24 protein-coding genes are annotated in these 13,809 nt (G+C 42.0%); 21 read left to right on the forward strand and 3 right to left on the reverse strand.

All coding sequences use genetic code 11. The annotated features are described in order from the left end of the window. The 3 genes from TY03_RS22650 to TY03_RS11345 form a co-directional block, all read right to left on the reverse strand. The coding region (locus TY03_RS22650) for a hypothetical protein (protein ID WP_042370035.1) at window positions 1-320 on the reverse strand (320 nt) is incomplete at its 3' end. Continuing rightward, a complete protein-coding gene (locus TY03_RS11340) occupies window positions 307-666 on the reverse strand; it encodes a hypothetical protein (RefSeq protein WP_024997413.1) in 360 nt (119 codons plus the stop codon). The genes TY03_RS22650 and TY03_RS11340, both read right to left, overlap by 14 nt. Then, on the reverse strand, window positions 663-1,097 hold the full coding sequence (locus tag TY03_RS11345) for a hypothetical protein (RefSeq protein ID WP_024997412.1): 435 nt from the start codon (window positions 1,095-1,097) through the stop codon (window positions 663-665). The genes TY03_RS11340 and TY03_RS11345 overlap by 4 nt, the downstream gene beginning before the upstream one ends. 267 nt (window positions 1,098-1,364) lie before the next feature. On the opposite strand from TY03_RS11345, the gene TY03_RS11350 reads away from it, so the two are divergent. From TY03_RS11350 to TY03_RS11430, 21 genes are all read left to right on the forward strand, one after another. Next, complete coding sequence (locus TY03_RS11350; RefSeq protein WP_034781647.1) at window positions 1,365-2,687, forward strand: phage portal protein family protein; 1,323 nt, start codon at window positions 1,365-1,367, stop codon at window positions 2,685-2,687. A 3-nt stretch (window positions 2,688-2,690) separates the two neighbouring features. Further along, on the forward strand, window positions 2,691-3,500 hold the full coding sequence (locus TY03_RS11355) for a hypothetical protein (RefSeq protein WP_226992570.1): 810 nt from the start codon (window positions 2,691-2,693) through the stop codon (window positions 3,498-3,500). Continuing rightward, the gene (locus tag TY03_RS11360) at window positions 3,497-4,069 is read left to right on the forward strand and encodes a hypothetical protein (protein WP_024997410.1); all 573 of its coding nucleotides are present in this window, start codon (window positions 3,497-3,499) and stop codon (window positions 4,067-4,069) included. Before TY03_RS11355 ends, TY03_RS11360 begins: the two co-directional genes overlap by 4 nt. Next, a complete protein-coding gene (locus TY03_RS11365; protein WP_024997409.1) occupies window positions 4,066-4,812 on the forward strand; it encodes a hypothetical protein in 747 nt (248 codons plus the stop codon). Before TY03_RS11360 ends, TY03_RS11365 begins: the two co-directional genes overlap by 4 nt. 1,203 nt (window positions 4,813-6,015) lie before the next feature. Then, window positions 6,016-6,255 carry a hypothetical protein gene (locus tag TY03_RS11375; RefSeq protein ID WP_148297761.1) on the forward strand — a complete coding sequence of 80 codons (240 nt, stop codon included), beginning with the start codon at window positions 6,016-6,018 and terminating at the stop codon, window positions 6,253-6,255. 176 nt (window positions 6,256-6,431) lie between these two features. Then, the gene (locus TY03_RS11380; protein WP_024997406.1) at window positions 6,432-6,995 is read left to right on the forward strand and encodes a hypothetical protein; all 564 of its coding nucleotides are present in this window, start codon (window positions 6,432-6,434) and stop codon (window positions 6,993-6,995) included. A gap of 518 nt (window positions 6,996-7,513) precedes the next feature. Continuing rightward, the gene (locus TY03_RS22400; protein WP_148297760.1) at window positions 7,514-7,738 is read left to right on the forward strand and encodes a hypothetical protein; all 225 of its coding nucleotides are present in this window, start codon (window positions 7,514-7,516) and stop codon (window positions 7,736-7,738) included. Between the two features lie 116 nt (window positions 7,739-7,854). Continuing rightward, window positions 7,855-7,992: a hypothetical protein gene (locus tag TY03_RS22405; protein WP_154657476.1), complete on the forward strand. Its 138-nt coding sequence runs from the start codon at window positions 7,855-7,857 to the stop codon at window positions 7,990-7,992. Window positions 7,993-8,135: 143 nt separating this feature from the next. Beyond that, window positions 8,136-8,531: a hypothetical protein gene (locus TY03_RS11385; protein ID WP_024997405.1), complete on the forward strand. Its 396-nt coding sequence runs from the start codon at window positions 8,136-8,138 to the stop codon at window positions 8,529-8,531. Next, window positions 8,518-8,799 carry a hypothetical protein gene (locus TY03_RS11390; protein ID WP_024997404.1) on the forward strand — a complete coding sequence of 94 codons (282 nt, stop codon included), beginning with the start codon at window positions 8,518-8,520 and terminating at the stop codon, window positions 8,797-8,799. The genes TY03_RS11385 and TY03_RS11390 overlap by 14 nt, the downstream gene beginning before the upstream one ends. Next, complete coding sequence (locus tag TY03_RS11395) at window positions 8,796-9,116, forward strand: hypothetical protein (protein WP_230201966.1); 321 nt, start codon at window positions 8,796-8,798, stop codon at window positions 9,114-9,116. Before TY03_RS11390 ends, TY03_RS11395 begins: the two co-directional genes overlap by 4 nt. A gap of 46 nt (window positions 9,117-9,162) precedes the next feature. Then, on the forward strand, window positions 9,163-9,315 hold the full coding sequence (locus TY03_RS22655; RefSeq protein ID WP_162831803.1) for a hypothetical protein: 153 nt from the start codon (window positions 9,163-9,165) through the stop codon (window positions 9,313-9,315). 12 nt (window positions 9,316-9,327) lie between these two features. Then, window positions 9,328-9,534, forward strand: coding sequence for a hypothetical protein (locus TY03_RS11400; RefSeq protein WP_024997403.1), 207 nt, complete (start codon window positions 9,328-9,330; stop codon window positions 9,532-9,534). Continuing rightward, window positions 9,500-9,736 (forward strand): hypothetical protein, encoded by a 237-nt coding sequence (locus TY03_RS22410; RefSeq protein WP_148335644.1) that lies wholly within the window; start codon window positions 9,500-9,502, stop codon window positions 9,734-9,736. The genes TY03_RS11400 and TY03_RS22410 overlap by 35 nt, the downstream gene beginning before the upstream one ends. 10 nt (window positions 9,737-9,746) lie before the next feature. Beyond that, on the forward strand, window positions 9,747-9,989 hold the full coding sequence (locus TY03_RS22415) for a DUF6926 domain-containing protein (RefSeq protein WP_027317873.1): 243 nt from the start codon (window positions 9,747-9,749) through the stop codon (window positions 9,987-9,989). 30 nt (window positions 9,990-10,019) lie between these two features. Beyond that, entirely contained in the window at window positions 10,020-10,313 is a 294-nt protein-coding gene (locus TY03_RS11410; protein WP_024997401.1) for a DUF4120 family protein, read from the forward strand. Window positions 10,314-10,317: 4 nt separating this feature from the next. Beyond that, window positions 10,318-10,515 carry a hypothetical protein gene (locus tag TY03_RS22420; protein ID WP_148297759.1) on the forward strand — a complete coding sequence of 66 codons (198 nt, stop codon included), beginning with the start codon at window positions 10,318-10,320 and terminating at the stop codon, window positions 10,513-10,515. A 201-nt stretch (window positions 10,516-10,716) separates the two neighbouring features. Then, window positions 10,717-10,917, forward strand: coding sequence for a hypothetical protein (locus tag TY03_RS21895; RefSeq protein ID WP_034781652.1), 201 nt, complete (start codon window positions 10,717-10,719; stop codon window positions 10,915-10,917). 24 nt (window positions 10,918-10,941) lie between these two features. Continuing rightward, on the forward strand, window positions 10,942-12,588 hold the full coding sequence (locus TY03_RS11420; protein WP_024997399.1) for an LPD29 domain-containing protein: 1,647 nt from the start codon (window positions 10,942-10,944) through the stop codon (window positions 12,586-12,588). 2 nt (window positions 12,589-12,590) lie between these two features. Further along, entirely contained in the window at window positions 12,591-12,812 is a 222-nt protein-coding gene (locus TY03_RS11425) for a hypothetical protein (RefSeq protein ID WP_034781655.1), read from the forward strand. Further along, window positions 12,809-13,786 carry a hypothetical protein gene (locus tag TY03_RS11430; protein WP_024997398.1) on the forward strand — a complete coding sequence of 326 codons (978 nt, stop codon included), beginning with the start codon at window positions 12,809-12,811 and terminating at the stop codon, window positions 13,784-13,786. Before TY03_RS11425 ends, TY03_RS11430 begins: the two co-directional genes overlap by 4 nt. Window positions 13,787-13,809 lie beyond the last annotated feature (23 nt).

Genomic DNA, 13,809 nt, shown 5'->3' on the forward strand with positions numbered 1-13,809 from the left:
GTAGGCAGGTCATTGACCCATTGTTGCATCCGTTCGCATAACTTCCCGACAATCGCATTTTCTGGTTGCACCACACGCAACAAGTTATGTACATCGTGGGGCTTTACACCCCAGCGGTTCCGCCCTCCATCTTTGAAGGGGATTCGAAAGGAAGTACGACAAAGTTTCATTGCCGTACCATTGTCCATCATACAAGTGCGGTCAAGAACCTTAAGTAAGTCATTTAGGCAAAGCCACTCGACCGCTTCTTGTGAACTGTATATCACTCTGATCGGCGCATCCTCAAAACGGATAACACCCATACTACTATTTGTTTTCATCCGCGTCATCGTTTAAATTGTTTTTTCTTTTATCATCTGCTATTTTCCTGCGTCGGGCCATTTCCCGCACAGAATGGTATCGCCGCTCTACATTACACATTTTATCGTATTCCTGTAACTTGAGCGTATCCAAATCCGTAATCTCTATTTCGATGTCGGGATGGATATGGCGATAATAAAAATTACCCGCAGAAATGGCTCGCCCCGTGCAGGCGAACGAGATGGCTTGCGGGTTGCCTCCGGAAATCTCGGAGGCACTACGAATGGAGCGCGTTATGCCTACCAGAACATAGGCTCCATTAAAAATTAAAACCGGCTTCGGTTTGTGAAATGGACTTCGTTTCATAAATCTTCAATTAAATTAGATAATGTTTCTTTCGTTAATCTATCTCTGATCATTTGCATGATTCGGGTGTCCGAAAGTGCTACACCATCCAGAAGCATCTCTGAAACTCGTTCAAGCATATATACCCCGAAAGCAGGGTCAATATATGCCACAAAGAGTAAAGCCAGCGACTCATCAATTAATACGTGTCCGGTTGCCTCATCCGTTATCACAACCTCATTGTCAGGTATCTCATAAGCCGCTTTTACACTTTCAAACCAGTGTGTAAACTTGCGAATGAAATCTACTGGTGAATGCTTCTGTGAATCTCCTTTCTGAAGAACATAAAGGGTGGCATCAAAATATACAGTGCCACTTTCGGACTTCCCAAACAGCAATTCCGGGAATTCCCTATACTTCAAAGTAAAGGAAGTCACGGTTTTAAGTTTCATTCATACTCATTTTTGTTTTTACAGTTAATAATTACGCTGCAAAGATAGATAATTCACTCAAAAAAAACGCTTTTTTATTTAGCTAAATACCTATTGTACAGCGTGTTAGATGCAAGAAAGTAGCTATTTTTGATATACTTTAATGTCGTATAAATCACTGACTAAGTAACTGTTTATGATATAATTACATTTGCATTGTTTAGATACTCTGATTTTACTTTCAACTTTTTTATGTGCGTAAGGCTATTCTGCTAGAAAATCAGATACATGCAGGTAGTTACAGCCCAAAATTCTTTCAATGGTGAGTTACTTGAGAGTATATTTCGCACCTCTAAAAAGACCATCACGGAATACGTTCGAGAGATTGAACGTAATAACCGATATAAATCCGTCCGGCAGGATATAACACTCGGAACCATACTTGATGACCGTTCAAGACTTGTAGATTTATACGAAGCTTGTCTGGAGCAGGATGCCCATATCCGGGCCGTTATTGAAACACTTGAAAGCCAGATTCTCGGTGACAGGTATATGCTTGCCCGGATGAATGACAAGGGTAAGTATGTTAAGGATATCCAATATACACAGAGGGTTCAAGGTTCCCAATTTGATAAAATCATAAAAGGAATCGTAGAGTCAAAGCTCTATGGTTTTTCCTTGATTGAGATAATGCCACACATTGACCCCAAGACCGGAAAACTGGCAGAGGTCAATCTCATCGAAAGACGTAACGTTCTGCCAGACCAGCACACAGTAGTGAAGCGGCAGGGCATTTGGCTTCCGAATTGGAATGTCAGTTCCAAAGCCTATCGTTCCAACTATGTATTGGTAAACTCCGGCGGCATCGGCCTTTTCTCCGCCACAACCCCTTTGATTCTGGCTAAGAAATTTACGGTTGCGAACTACGTGAACTTTAGCCATACTTATGGACAACCTATCATTCATGGGAAGACTGTCAGTGAGAGCAACGCTGACCGCAAACGTCTTGCCAATGAAATCGCAAATGCCGCTCAAAACAAAGTGGTGATCACGGGCATAGAAGATGAGGTGGATATCAAGACTTTCACCATGTCCAATTCGGAGAAGATATACACCAGCTTAATCGAGTTCGTCAATCGTGAAGTTTCCAATTTGATTTTGGGCTCTGAGTCAATGGCGGGTGCAACCCAGTCTTATGTAGGTTCCACCAAAGCACATCAAGATATTTTCAGGGAACGTATTGAGGTCTATCGTCGATACATCGAAAACATTATGAATGAGGAGGTGATGCCTCGTCTGGTCGCAATGGGTTACATCCCGGAAGGATTAGAGTTCAAATACTCTAACCGCATTGAGATGAACAACGAAGACCGGATCAAACTCTACCAACTTATCACTGATAAATACGAGGTCTCAGCCGATGAGATCGAGAAAGAGTTCGGTATCAACGTGGGTAAACAGCTAAACGCTGTCCCGATGACAAGTGGTGGAGTCAGCTCCGGTATTGGATCAAAGTCAAACAATGACCGTCGAGTGATGAGTGACGAAGAATATTATAAACGCTACGGCCATTCCAGAAGCAGCCAAATTGCCAACTTCCTAAAACAGTAACAAATGGCAGAGAGAGTTGAAATAAAATCAGGCGACAAAGCGCATCAAGAATACCTGCTGATTCTGGATGCCTTTCGCCGTATGGTGTATAACTACGAAAACAGTGCCCAGCGGCTTGAAGTATTCGATGACATCATATCTCTTCGAGCTTCGTTCTTGATAGGCCGGGCACTTACCGGACTACGCATTGACTTTGACAGGGCATTGGAGATTCTGCAAAGCAAGAACATTCACCTCACCGAGCGGGAGGAACTGGAACGCGATACATTGGTTGCAGCCATCGACAACTTGGTCGATTTCGCAGCAGTCGAAGAGGTCGCTATGATGCAAGAACTACCTGACACGTTAAGCCTTGCTGAGATGGAAACATACGAGTTGGTGTGCCAGAAGTATAACGAAACTTATGCGGAAACTGAAAATGCTCAGGTACTACATTCGGCAACCATAGCAGCATGGTGGATGGGCATATCGATGGACAGCATAGTTACTTTCAACACCCAGAACGATGAGCGGGTTCGGGCATGGCACCAGTCGTTTGATGGCATATCATACCTCAAGAGTGAATTTCCGCCGGAACTGATACCACCGATTGAATGGGCGTGCCGCTGTTATCTGACCTCGGATGGTTACGGTTCTGTTTTTGGCTCTATCTTAAAACCCGATTTTAAAGGAAAGGTAAATCCGGTGTTCTCGGAAAGTCTTGCCACTGGTGGCCGGATATTCTCAAAGGCGCATGTGTACTTTGCCATCTCTGTCCCCGTTGAAGTTGAAGCAATAAAATTGCGTATCAAACGTAAATTCGGTATCGCATGAGCAAGTTAACCTTAGAACAGTTCTGTAATCTCTGGGCCAAGGATATAAGATCAAAGCAGTGGCACAGCATACTGGCTAAGAATGCTGAGGACTTTGCGACAGAGGCGGGTGAATATGCTTTAAGTTGTTTTAGAGAATCATTTACCCAAGGTGGCTTCTACGGCAGTGGGACAAAATGGGCTCCTCGTGAGTCGAAATGGGGAAAGAAATTCACTCATCCGGTTCTAATTGATCAGGAAGAACTGAAAAGTAAGATTAAAGGAGAAAAAGGGCAGTACGGTTCATACAGTGCTTTCGGGAAACGGGATTACCGTCGTCGTTATAGTTATGACATTTGGACGAGTGAAGAGAGCAAGGCCATTAAAGGTAAACGAGGCAAGAAACGGGGACGCAATCAAAGTTATGCAGCAGTACACAACACCGACCCCAAATTTGGACTATATACCGTGAACCAATACTCATCACGCCGTCCCGTACAGAGGCAGTTTATCGGTCATAGCCTCAAAGTCTTAGAACATATAAATTCAGTATTAACACCAATAATTTTTAAAGGATTCCCACATACATGATAAAAGATAAGCAACAAGCCATCACAGCAACACCTCCGGTTAGCACTGAGAATAGGAAAGTTACCACACCAGAGGAAGTGGTAAAGAACCCGTTTGCTGAAATGTATTATGCCGTCAAACGGGCACTGCTCACCATTCGCGAGAATCCTGAAGTTCCGACTTCACCACCGTTCTTCAAAACTATTGCTATTGATAACGGACAGTACCTGCGCATCATTCGTGACACAAACATGGAGATGGAGGTCGCTTTCCCGGCTATTTTTATCCATTTTGTCAACGTCCGCTATCTGGTGCAGCAGCAACGCATCGGCGAAGGTCGGGCCACCATGCGGGTACGATTCATTCTGAACAACCTGAACAATAGCGATCCGGACAAGGAGTGTGAACCCTTCGAGGTCTTCCAGCGCATCAATGTTGCCATTCAGAATGCAAAAGGTAAGGAACCGGCACTTAACGAACGCTGCAACCTGACCTACTTCGATATGCCGCAAACCACCAATATGCTACAAGCTTACTGGATAGACTATGAAGTATGGTTCCGGGAAATCTCCGCATGGAAGTACAAAGACTGGATAGAGCGTTATCTCGTCATGCCACCGTTCACAAATCATAGCGATGCACCCCTGCACGACACAGAGAATCACGGGAACCATCCTCGCCCTATTTACAAAGAAGCAACAGGGCTGGTTCCTTCAGTTGAGGAACCGGGAACTCCCGAAGAACCGGAACAACCTGATGAGTAAAAACAGAAAAGCGAAGTGAGATTTTCCCGCTTCGCTTTTTTCATTGTAAAAATATCAAATAAGTAGCGGAAATCAACCAGGCGAAAAAACGTCAATTGTAATATATACACCTCGACAATAAAGATTCCCTATCCAACATATACAGTTGATGAAATAAATTGGGCTGGCTATTAAGCTCTTGTGTATTCCATTGTTACTTACCTCATGCTTATTCATATATACATAGAAGCAAAGCATCCTATTCTCTGTATAAGTCAAAACCCATCATTAAGGAGCTGAGAACGGTGTCTTTGGAACTCCGTTTACTTACTTACGATAAGTAAGTAAATCCTAAAACGAGACTTGAAAAATTACCCCCATCTCACGTATACACCTCGCACCGGCAGGCACACCCTCCCTCATCTTTTTATTTTTATCACACCATTGTATTTCAATTAGTTAGACGGTTTACTTTGTACAAAAGTAAACCTCTTTTCTCTGTATATTCAAAATTTGAAAGTAAAAAATAATTTTCTTATTCAATTGTCGTTTCTTAACAATTCTAATACATTGATAATCAGATAGTTGAATAATCTTTCATTTTTTCATACACTCATAATCATACCCAAAACCAAAAAACAGAAAGAAAAATATTTTTTCAAAAATCAATCTTTTTCTTTTTAAGTTGATATTCAACTACTTACAGCCTCCCCCTCGCGTGCGTGTGTGTTCAAGTCTATTTTTGACGTATGCAAAGAGCCACACCGAAAAAAAAATATTCAAAAAGTTTGGAGATTGAAAAAACGGTGTTATACTTAATCATGTCGAACGGCAAACGAAACAAGCCGAACGGCAAACAAAAAACAATATCAAAAAACGAATTAAAAAATAGTTTTAGGAAAAAAAGAAAAACAGACCGCAAAAGCGAGAAACAAAAGAGTTTTTTTATTGGAAACATTTTTTTTGCACTCTGGAAAAGCAAAAAACGTCCGTTCGCTTTGGAGCGATTAAAGAGGGTGTTAAACAACCACACCGCACGGAACTACAAACCAATGTAGCAAGTAGGAACGGCAAAGTACGTGTACTTTGACCGCATACACAAAACGCAATAATTTGGGAGCGTGAGTTGTATGGAAACAAGGTAGTGAAAAAATAGTGCCATAAGTCTGCCCAGTTGCAGCCGGAGTAAAGTTCACAATGCGGGAAAAACAATCCGCACGGAGCTTGAGAAAGAGTGTATGCCAATGTTATGCACTGAAATCACCAGCCGCCCACCGCCTTGCTGTTAGCTGCCGCACTGGAAAAGGTGCGGGACGTGCCAAAGAAACACCTTTGCGAAATTGGAGTACCAAAGGGTTTGCCACGATGCAGAATAGTATCTATTTGCTGTCTGAACACTGCAAATATAACGCTTTATTCTTGTGGAGCAAACTATGTGGCACGTTTTTGAGTGAGGCATATTGAAAAAATTGCACGCATTTCAGGTGAATGAATTGCGTGCATTTTTTATGGGCTGACGGTAAGGTTGCCGTGTTTTGCTATACTCTGGCAAAATGTGGGGTTCGAGTCCCTGCCTGCCCTCAATATGCACTATTGCATAGGTTCAAACAATTCATTAACAATCTAAAAATTAAAAGATTATGGCAACTTGTAAGTTAAATGCAGAACAATTGGCAAATTTGGCAACAAACTTTGCAGGTGTGGTATTGGTGTACAAATCAACCAACAAAGATGGAGTAGAAACACGTACCGCACAACATTTTTTCGGGGCTGAATATGAACCTGCCGACAAATCGCAGGACGAAGTATTCCGTGTATGGAAAAATGTAGTGGCTACTTTCTGGGCTGTAAAACAGAAAGAAACAGACCTACGTGCCGACAATGACGGTATCCGGTCAAAACTTCGTGCCTCAACTCCGACTGAAATCATTTTCCAGACAAAAAATGGCGAACGTATTAAACGCTATGAACTGGAGGAATCCGTGTGGCAAAAAATCGGTCTTGTTCCTACTAAAAAGGATTTAGAACGTACCGCAAGGGACTACAAAAAAGCAATTCACGCCGCAACAAAGGCAAGTTTCGACGCACTCGGTTTCCGTGTGGAATTGCCGAAAGAAGCTGAAAAGCCTATTGAAAAAGTTACTGAAACAGAAGCGAAAAAACCAGCGACCAAGCACCAGCAAGCAACTCAAGCCGCTGCGTAACTGCGTGGTAACAGTTAGTTTGGTTTGGGGAGTATGCAGATAGCGGGTTGAAATAGACCTGCTGTCTGCTACTTTTTTATGTATGCCGTACCTATGTGGTAACGTGTAATCCATTCAGATTTTTCCACGAGTTTAGTGGGAAAGTTCTGCCCGAATTATCTATGACTATGTACAGACTAATAGCTTTTAACGAAGTATCTGCCAACTTTACGGCTCATTTTGAAGTAAGTATATCGCCGTATTTTAACAGGCAAGCAAGTAACAGGTCAGGCAAATTAGAGTTTATTACCCACAAATTTGTCCGATACCTAATGAACCGATACGGATATGCAGGAAGCAAAGGAGAATCTTTGCGGTCTTTTATATGCCGGAAATTCGGTGAATCTGCGTGGAATCTCCTTAAACGATTGATGTAAGGATATGGAAACGTCTCTATAAATGCTCAATGCCCAGTATCAAATGTGGTGCAAAGAGTGGACTACGTGAAGAAAGTAACAACAAATAAATATGCCGGTAATATGATAGAATTACACGATGTTAAGGGAACCAAAAGTTTTGGCTGCTTTAAGAACTTCAAAGCGTGCAAGAGTACGCTCCAGCGACTGAAAGAGAGTGGCGAATTGCAAGAGAATCGCGACACGGTAACTGTGTGTAGCTTCAAAAACGAGGTATTGCAACGGGTGTATAATGTGCGGTTTCTCCGAAATAAGTGGAGACCATTGCCACCAACACCAGCCGCGTAACGCTTCACACGTCTGGTAATTTGCCGGACTTTTCAGAAACAATTTTGTCTCGAAAGAGCATAGAACCAGCGTCTTATGCTCTTTTTTGTTTTTACCAGCCTCTAAATAAACTCAATATGAAAAAAATATATTCCCTGATCCAGAAGCACGAAGATCTGATTGCCAATACTGTATTTATTACCGGTTTGGTACTGATGGGAATTATAGCCTATGCTGTATTGTCTTGTCCCCGTGTCCCATGCTTCGGGTTCTAACACCTAAAGCGACTCAATATTTCCCGCCGGAATCCTGCAAAGTGTTCCGGCTTTTTTGTGCCCTACAAAAAAATGTTGCCGATAAAATAACCAAAAAAGTAATCGGGCAACTACTCTGAATGAAACCAATAAAATCATAAGATATGAAGCAAAGAACCTTTCACGGTGGCGACCTCAACAAAGCCACCAGCCTGTTTGAATATGGTCTGCTTGTCAGATATGTGCCCAACGTAAAAAGCTGGCAATGTGTCTATAAATCCGGCACGAACAGATACAGCTATGGTTGGATTAGCGAAATTGCTCTCAACGAAATCTTCACGAAAGACTGGGGCAAAAAACATCTCAAAGTCTTTATGGAAAACTGTTGCAGCTATTGGGACGAATGGGTATTGTTCCCGATGCAGCACAAGATAGATGATTTCATCGCCTATTTCGGTAGCCTTGAATTGTTCGGCGAGGATTATAGCGGAGGATATACCGCAAAAGAGATTTGCCGGAAGTTACACCTCAAATTCGACATCGACTATGAGCAGGCTTAATTACTACTACCTCGACTACTTGCATAAGGAAGTCGGGCTGACTCGGAAAGATGTTGATTCAGTCCCCGAATCCGGTAGAGCTGATGATGCGTGTTCTGTTATTGCCGACAAAAAGTATGTGCAAAAACAACTGGCAGAAGTTTCTGACGAGCAGTTATTCAAGGCTGTAAAAAGCCTCTGTGATGATCCGGAATTACCAACTCGAAAAGATGCTATCATGTACATTGTCTGGATGGTAGCTCTATCAATTAAGGAGGAAATAATATGAAAACACGGAAATTCTGCCCTAAATGCGGACAAGCATTAACCAAGTCTTCCACTGAAGGCTATGCCTTTCAATGCCTTACATGCGACGAAGATTTCTATGAGATTGAAGCTATATGTAAAGAAGAAAAACTGACACTTGATGATGTGAAAGAGGAATATCACAAAAGTGATGTCTGTATGGGCGAAACACTCGCTTTGATTCCCGCCGATTCACTTTCATTGGAAGAAGCCTTTCAACTTTACATTGAAGCGATGAAATGGGCTGAAGGTGACCGATTTTATAAATCAGAGAACGACGAACCCCCACAGGAGATTTAACATACTCCAATCAACTAAATATTAACTGACAAATAGATTAAAGATTATGCAAGGAAAATATGCAACCCTGATAACCCCATACAAAGGCTATCGAAACATTCTAATCCTCAGCCAAGAAGGTAACCGCTGGACTGTAGAAATCTGTGGTAGCGGTGCGATTATCGAAGTCTATGAGGATGAATTTATTATTGATTCTTAAAATGTTACGAATATGAGCGAAGAAAAATTACTGGAACTTGCCGAGAGTGGCGAGTGGAAAGATAGAGCGATTGAATTACTCCAGCAGAAAACAAATGCCTGCTTGGATGTGATTCAATCGTTTGTTTGTGACCATTGGCAAAACCTTGCCAGTGACGAAGAGAACCTATATAATTTCGAGATATATGAATCGGAATATCAAGAAGTCTATGCGTACTAACGATGAGGCTGAGACTGCAACAGTCCGCCAGCTCAAAAAGGGTGATTTTTTCCGACTGAATGACTCTGAAACTGCTCCTGTGTGGGTTCGGGATGAGTATATCCCATCAGCAAAAAAGTTTAGCACCCATCTGTACGACGATGTGAACCATGAACGGCTCCGCAAAGGTGAAACTACGGTTTATGTGGAATTTACCTTTTAAGAATCCGATTATGGCATATCCTATTATATACCTTCTCCCTGTTTATTGGGCTTGTGCCCTTGTCAACGATGACTATACAGGTCTTAGTGAGGAGGAGCAAAAGCAAATAAAGGACTTTCTGGAAACATCAGAAGGTCACCCGGTTGATGTAGATTTTGAAACTGAAGGGTTTTATCGGCATAATGATGCCGGTACTTTGCCTGGAAACTGTGCAAAATTCATCTTCCTAATAGATGAACCGATACAAAATTAACATAGTGAATAATCCATAAAAAATAAAACGATGAAAATATTCTGCCAAGAGCGGTATGACGAAGCAATGAAACATGCCGCAGAAACAAACGACCCGACATTGCAACAATGTTTGGATAGATTAAAAAGTTGGGAAACCAGCAATCCTGACCGCCCGTGTGAAATCGAACTGCATTATGACTTCGCTCCGCTCTCATTCCTTTTCGTACAACGCTACCCGGACGGACGTGAAGGTCTTGTGGGTGGCTTGGTATATCATGGTTCACCCGACCAGTCAATGTGTGTACAATTAGTACCGACAAAAGGCTGGCAAACACACACCTAATAATATGGAGCGAGACTATTTGTGTAAATGCAATAATTGCGATACGATTCTAATAGACAGGAATCCGCAATTTGATGCTCCAGAACTGCCACTACAAGGCAATGAGGAGCAAATGGAATGGCTGGAAGATGAAGATGGTCAGTTCTGGGGGTGTCCTCATTGTAAAACGGATGACTACCTGGTGGATTTACCAACATTATAAAAACGTGCGAGGCTTAGTTTTCGGTGCCAACCCTTTGAGAATGTGCCATCCGATAAAGGAGAATCTGAAAGAGGTTATGGAGGTTCGACGGACCTTAATCGCCGCAAGACAGCGATATGTCTGGGTTCAGTATGGTTTTGAAACAAGAATCTATCTGCGAAAGAGTACTGAATCACTAACAACCAATAAAAATATAAACTTATGGGAATAATAGACAGGATCTGTAACACATGCAGTTGCGACAAGAAACAAGCGGAAGAATATCTGGAAGACGAACTGCGTCATCTCAGAGATATGCAAAATTTAGGCGACCTAAGAGACCGAGACTTTGAGGATGCTTGCTCTAACTTGGGGCTTGAATCCGATTATATTATGTATTTCGTCACTCAGCTTGCCTGCTAAGTATAAACTCTAATAACTAAAACGATGATTGAACAAATAAAAGCCGGTGACAAGCTCACCGTGATAAAAGTAAACTCACTTGCTGCAACCTCCATCAACGAGATAACAATCGATTCAATACAGGAGGGCAAAGCCATATTTGCAGCAAAACGCAAAAGGTATTATCTCTCTATTGACAATAGTGTACTGGTACTCAAAGGTCACAACCTCGGCATCACACAGGGTAGTTGGAACAATGGTGCCACCTGCTTTCTAATGAGCGGTAACTGCAATTTAGGAGGACTGGACAGAGAGTCAATGATTGCGTTACTCAAAACCAACATCAATCCAGAGTTTAACCAGTGGCATAAAATCTACTGGTTTGATGGAACAAGCGATAAAGGCGATCCTATATTCGTTCCACGCCCTGTATCTGAGAACTATCTTCGCTATCAAGAACAAGCAGAAGCAAACAATGCCAAAACCGCCGGAGAAATCAATATTGGCGATTTCATATATAGCTATCAGAAAGGTTCAAAATTTAACGACCTGACGGATATGCTAAAATACCACTTGAGTACTCACAAAAGCTTCAGCGAAAAACTCGAACTGGGTAAAATCGTGGATATTGTCGAAATGAGCGAAGACAATTTTACAGCACTTGATTATCAGAACAGAGGTCATATTGTAAAAGATAATGGAGGAAGTGCCTCTGATGATATAGAAGAAGGACGGGATTCTGACAATCTCTCAGAGTTTGAACGTGAAACTATATATTTTCTCTTTACACTTATCCGTACCCCATCTGGTCGGGCAATTACAGTTGATGCTCAGGGTTTCGATTATATGAGATATACTGGATTGTTGTCACACTACAAAACCTCTATGGTTACTGATTGTGAAAAAGTTCAGAAACTCCTACAAAAAGATAGTGAGGAGATTCTACAAGAAGAGCAGGCAAAGAACGCAGAATTAGAGCAGGAAAAAATACGCATCGAAAAAGAATATGGCTTTCTCACCATTGTAACAAAGAACGATGGACAAAAAACCGCAGCCAATAATCTTCGTAGTCTTCTCAAGCATAAGTTCCCAGCTACAAAGTTTTCTGTCAGAAAGCATTATTATGACTCTTACATTGTTGAGTGGAATGAGGGACCATCAGAGCCACAAGTCAAAGAAATCACCCGATTGTTTGTAGATAAGGGATTCGATGGAATGACAGATTCTTCATTCTCTATTACCAGCCCTTTTATCAAACGCTACGGAGGCATTGGTCATATCTCAATCGACAGAAATATAAGCGATGAGAGAAGGAACGAAGAACTTGTCTCGCTAAATTCAGAGCTCGGTAAGTCATACGAAATGGAAGATTATGTAGCAGAAAGATGTGAGATAGCCAGAACGCTGATTCACCAACGTATTTACGAGAAAGATTTTTCACCTGTTATTGAATCAAGTCCGAAGGATAAATCAACCGCTACAAAACCAGACTCCAAATCCATGAACGTGCAAGGTGTCGAGATTATTGACTACTCCGAAAAATCCTTCGCCGTTATTGGAGACACCAAGCCCATCAAAGGGCTATTGAGTGATTTAGGTGGCAGTTTTAATGCCCGTCTCAAATGTGGAGCAGGCTGGATCTTCTCTAAAACCAAGCTAAACACCGTGAAGCAAACCCTTTCAATCACTTAAACATGAGCAATCTGGACAACATACTCTCATTTGCTACCCAAGTTGCGGAAGAATCCGACAGGCAGATGCAGAGGTTAGAACTTTGGGAAACACACATGACCCCAATGCTTCAACAGAAATTTGGTGTGAAGTATGATATTTCACTTGACGGGATGTATCGCAAAGACACACAGGAATTTATAAACAAACAGCGTGTAGAATTCAATAAACAAAATCCATTATGAATGCACAAATTCAAACATACTTACCAAGCTACGTGAATCTATACTTTGTGGATTACCGAGACAACTTATGTGAGAGTAAAGACCTACTTCAAAAATCCGTCAGTTCGAACTCACTGGATTCAATACATGAAAAGGTGTTGGAATGGTGGGATTATCCGGAAGGCGAATACCTCAAAGAGATACGTCAAAAGATGGAGCAAGATGGAACCGAAGAGCTATACGAAGAAACTGAGGAAGAGATTCGGGACTGGCTCTGTGAAAATGATAAATCGACACCTGTTGAAGAATTGTTACGTAACACCGGCAATATCTCCATGTTCTATTCACTCGGACTTGAAATTGACGGCTGGCACTCCGCTTTCATGTGTAATCCGTGGAGAGATGGAAGCTATGCAATGGACGCATATAAAATCAGACAAAAGTTAGGTGTCAAAAAAGGAACTCCCGAAGCTGAGAAAATTGACTCCATTGTAAGAAACGCATCGGGAGGCGGCGAACTAAGGCTCTATTTCGGTAATGAACTTACAGCCGTTCTTTCTTCTGACTCAGAAAACGATTTTAAACAGATTCACTTTAAGGGAGAGATTGCTGTCGCACTGTATAACGCTGGAGAAGGTTCCGGGGATTTCGAGTATTTAAAAATCGACAAGTCATTCCCATTTGTCAGAGAAAACCTTTACACATCAGAGTCAGACAAATATAGCCTTGAGAACTGCTTTGGAATGTGCAGCGATTGGTTGGATAAATCAGACTCCCCTGTATTCTCTATGGATAAGCCACGAAAGCCTCAAACTATTGCCAAATCAAAAAATGCCGACCAAATTGCTCGTGAAGCAGAACTGAATCGGGTATTCAAAGCCGGAGGATGCACTTTTGGCGATATGGACTACAACCGACACCGAGGGGTGTACTATGATAACAACGTTCCCTGTGGAAGCCACTGCCCACACTGCGGAACTTTCTGGATTGATTAGCTCAAAATCAAATTAATAAATAC

Source organism: Bacteroides neonati (assembly GCF_000499785.1).
GTDB lineage: Bacteria > Bacteroidota > Bacteroidia > Bacteroidales > Bacteroidaceae > Bacteroides > Bacteroides neonati.

What these genes read in the sequence shown, in the direction of transcription:
- TY03_RS11340 (WP_024997413.1), bottom strand. Translation starts at nt 666, where the DNA reads ATGAAACGAAGTCCATTTCACAAACCGAAGCCGGTTTTAATTTTTAAT.
- TY03_RS11345 (WP_024997412.1), bottom strand. Translation starts at nt 1,097, where the DNA reads ATGAAACTTAAAACCGTGACTTCCTTTACTTTGAAGTATAGGGAATTC.
- TY03_RS11350 (WP_034781647.1), top strand. Translation starts at nt 1,365, where the DNA reads ATGCAGGTAGTTACAGCCCAAAATTCTTTCAATGGTGAGTTACTTGAG.
- TY03_RS11355 (WP_226992570.1), top strand. Translation starts at nt 2,691, where the DNA reads ATGGCAGAGAGAGTTGAAATAAAATCAGGCGACAAAGCGCATCAAGAA.
- TY03_RS11360 (WP_024997410.1), top strand. Translation starts at nt 3,497, where the DNA reads ATGAGCAAGTTAACCTTAGAACAGTTCTGTAATCTCTGGGCCAAGGAT.
- TY03_RS11365 (WP_024997409.1), top strand. Translation starts at nt 4,066, where the DNA reads ATGATAAAAGATAAGCAACAAGCCATCACAGCAACACCTCCGGTTAGC.
- TY03_RS11380 (WP_024997406.1), top strand. Translation starts at nt 6,432, where the DNA reads ATGGCAACTTGTAAGTTAAATGCAGAACAATTGGCAAATTTGGCAACA.
- TY03_RS22400 (WP_148297760.1), top strand. Translation starts at nt 7,514, where the DNA reads ATGATAGAATTACACGATGTTAAGGGAACCAAAAGTTTTGGCTGCTTT.
- TY03_RS22405 (WP_154657476.1), top strand. Translation starts at nt 7,855, where the DNA reads ATGAAAAAAATATATTCCCTGATCCAGAAGCACGAAGATCTGATTGCC.
- TY03_RS11385 (WP_024997405.1), top strand. Translation starts at nt 8,136, where the DNA reads ATGAAGCAAAGAACCTTTCACGGTGGCGACCTCAACAAAGCCACCAGC.
- TY03_RS11390 (WP_024997404.1), top strand. Translation starts at nt 8,518, where the DNA reads ATGAGCAGGCTTAATTACTACTACCTCGACTACTTGCATAAGGAAGTC.
- TY03_RS11395 (WP_230201966.1), top strand. Translation starts at nt 8,796, where the DNA reads ATGAAAACACGGAAATTCTGCCCTAAATGCGGACAAGCATTAACCAAG.
- TY03_RS22655 (WP_162831803.1), top strand. Translation starts at nt 9,163, where the DNA reads ATGCAAGGAAAATATGCAACCCTGATAACCCCATACAAAGGCTATCGA.
- TY03_RS11400 (WP_024997403.1), top strand. Translation starts at nt 9,328, where the DNA reads ATGAGCGAAGAAAAATTACTGGAACTTGCCGAGAGTGGCGAGTGGAAA.
- TY03_RS22410 (WP_148335644.1), top strand. Translation starts at nt 9,500, where the DNA reads ATGAATCGGAATATCAAGAAGTCTATGCGTACTAACGATGAGGCTGAG.
- TY03_RS22415 (WP_027317873.1), top strand. Translation starts at nt 9,747, where the DNA reads ATGGCATATCCTATTATATACCTTCTCCCTGTTTATTGGGCTTGTGCC.
- TY03_RS11410 (WP_024997401.1), top strand. Translation starts at nt 10,020, where the DNA reads ATGAAAATATTCTGCCAAGAGCGGTATGACGAAGCAATGAAACATGCC.
- TY03_RS22420 (WP_148297759.1), top strand. Translation starts at nt 10,318, where the DNA reads ATGGAGCGAGACTATTTGTGTAAATGCAATAATTGCGATACGATTCTA.
- TY03_RS21895 (WP_034781652.1), top strand. Translation starts at nt 10,717, where the DNA reads ATGGGAATAATAGACAGGATCTGTAACACATGCAGTTGCGACAAGAAA.
- TY03_RS11420 (WP_024997399.1), top strand. Translation starts at nt 10,942, where the DNA reads ATGATTGAACAAATAAAAGCCGGTGACAAGCTCACCGTGATAAAAGTA.
- TY03_RS11425 (WP_034781655.1), top strand. Translation starts at nt 12,591, where the DNA reads ATGAGCAATCTGGACAACATACTCTCATTTGCTACCCAAGTTGCGGAA.
- TY03_RS11430 (WP_024997398.1), top strand. Translation starts at nt 12,809, where the DNA reads ATGAATGCACAAATTCAAACATACTTACCAAGCTACGTGAATCTATAC.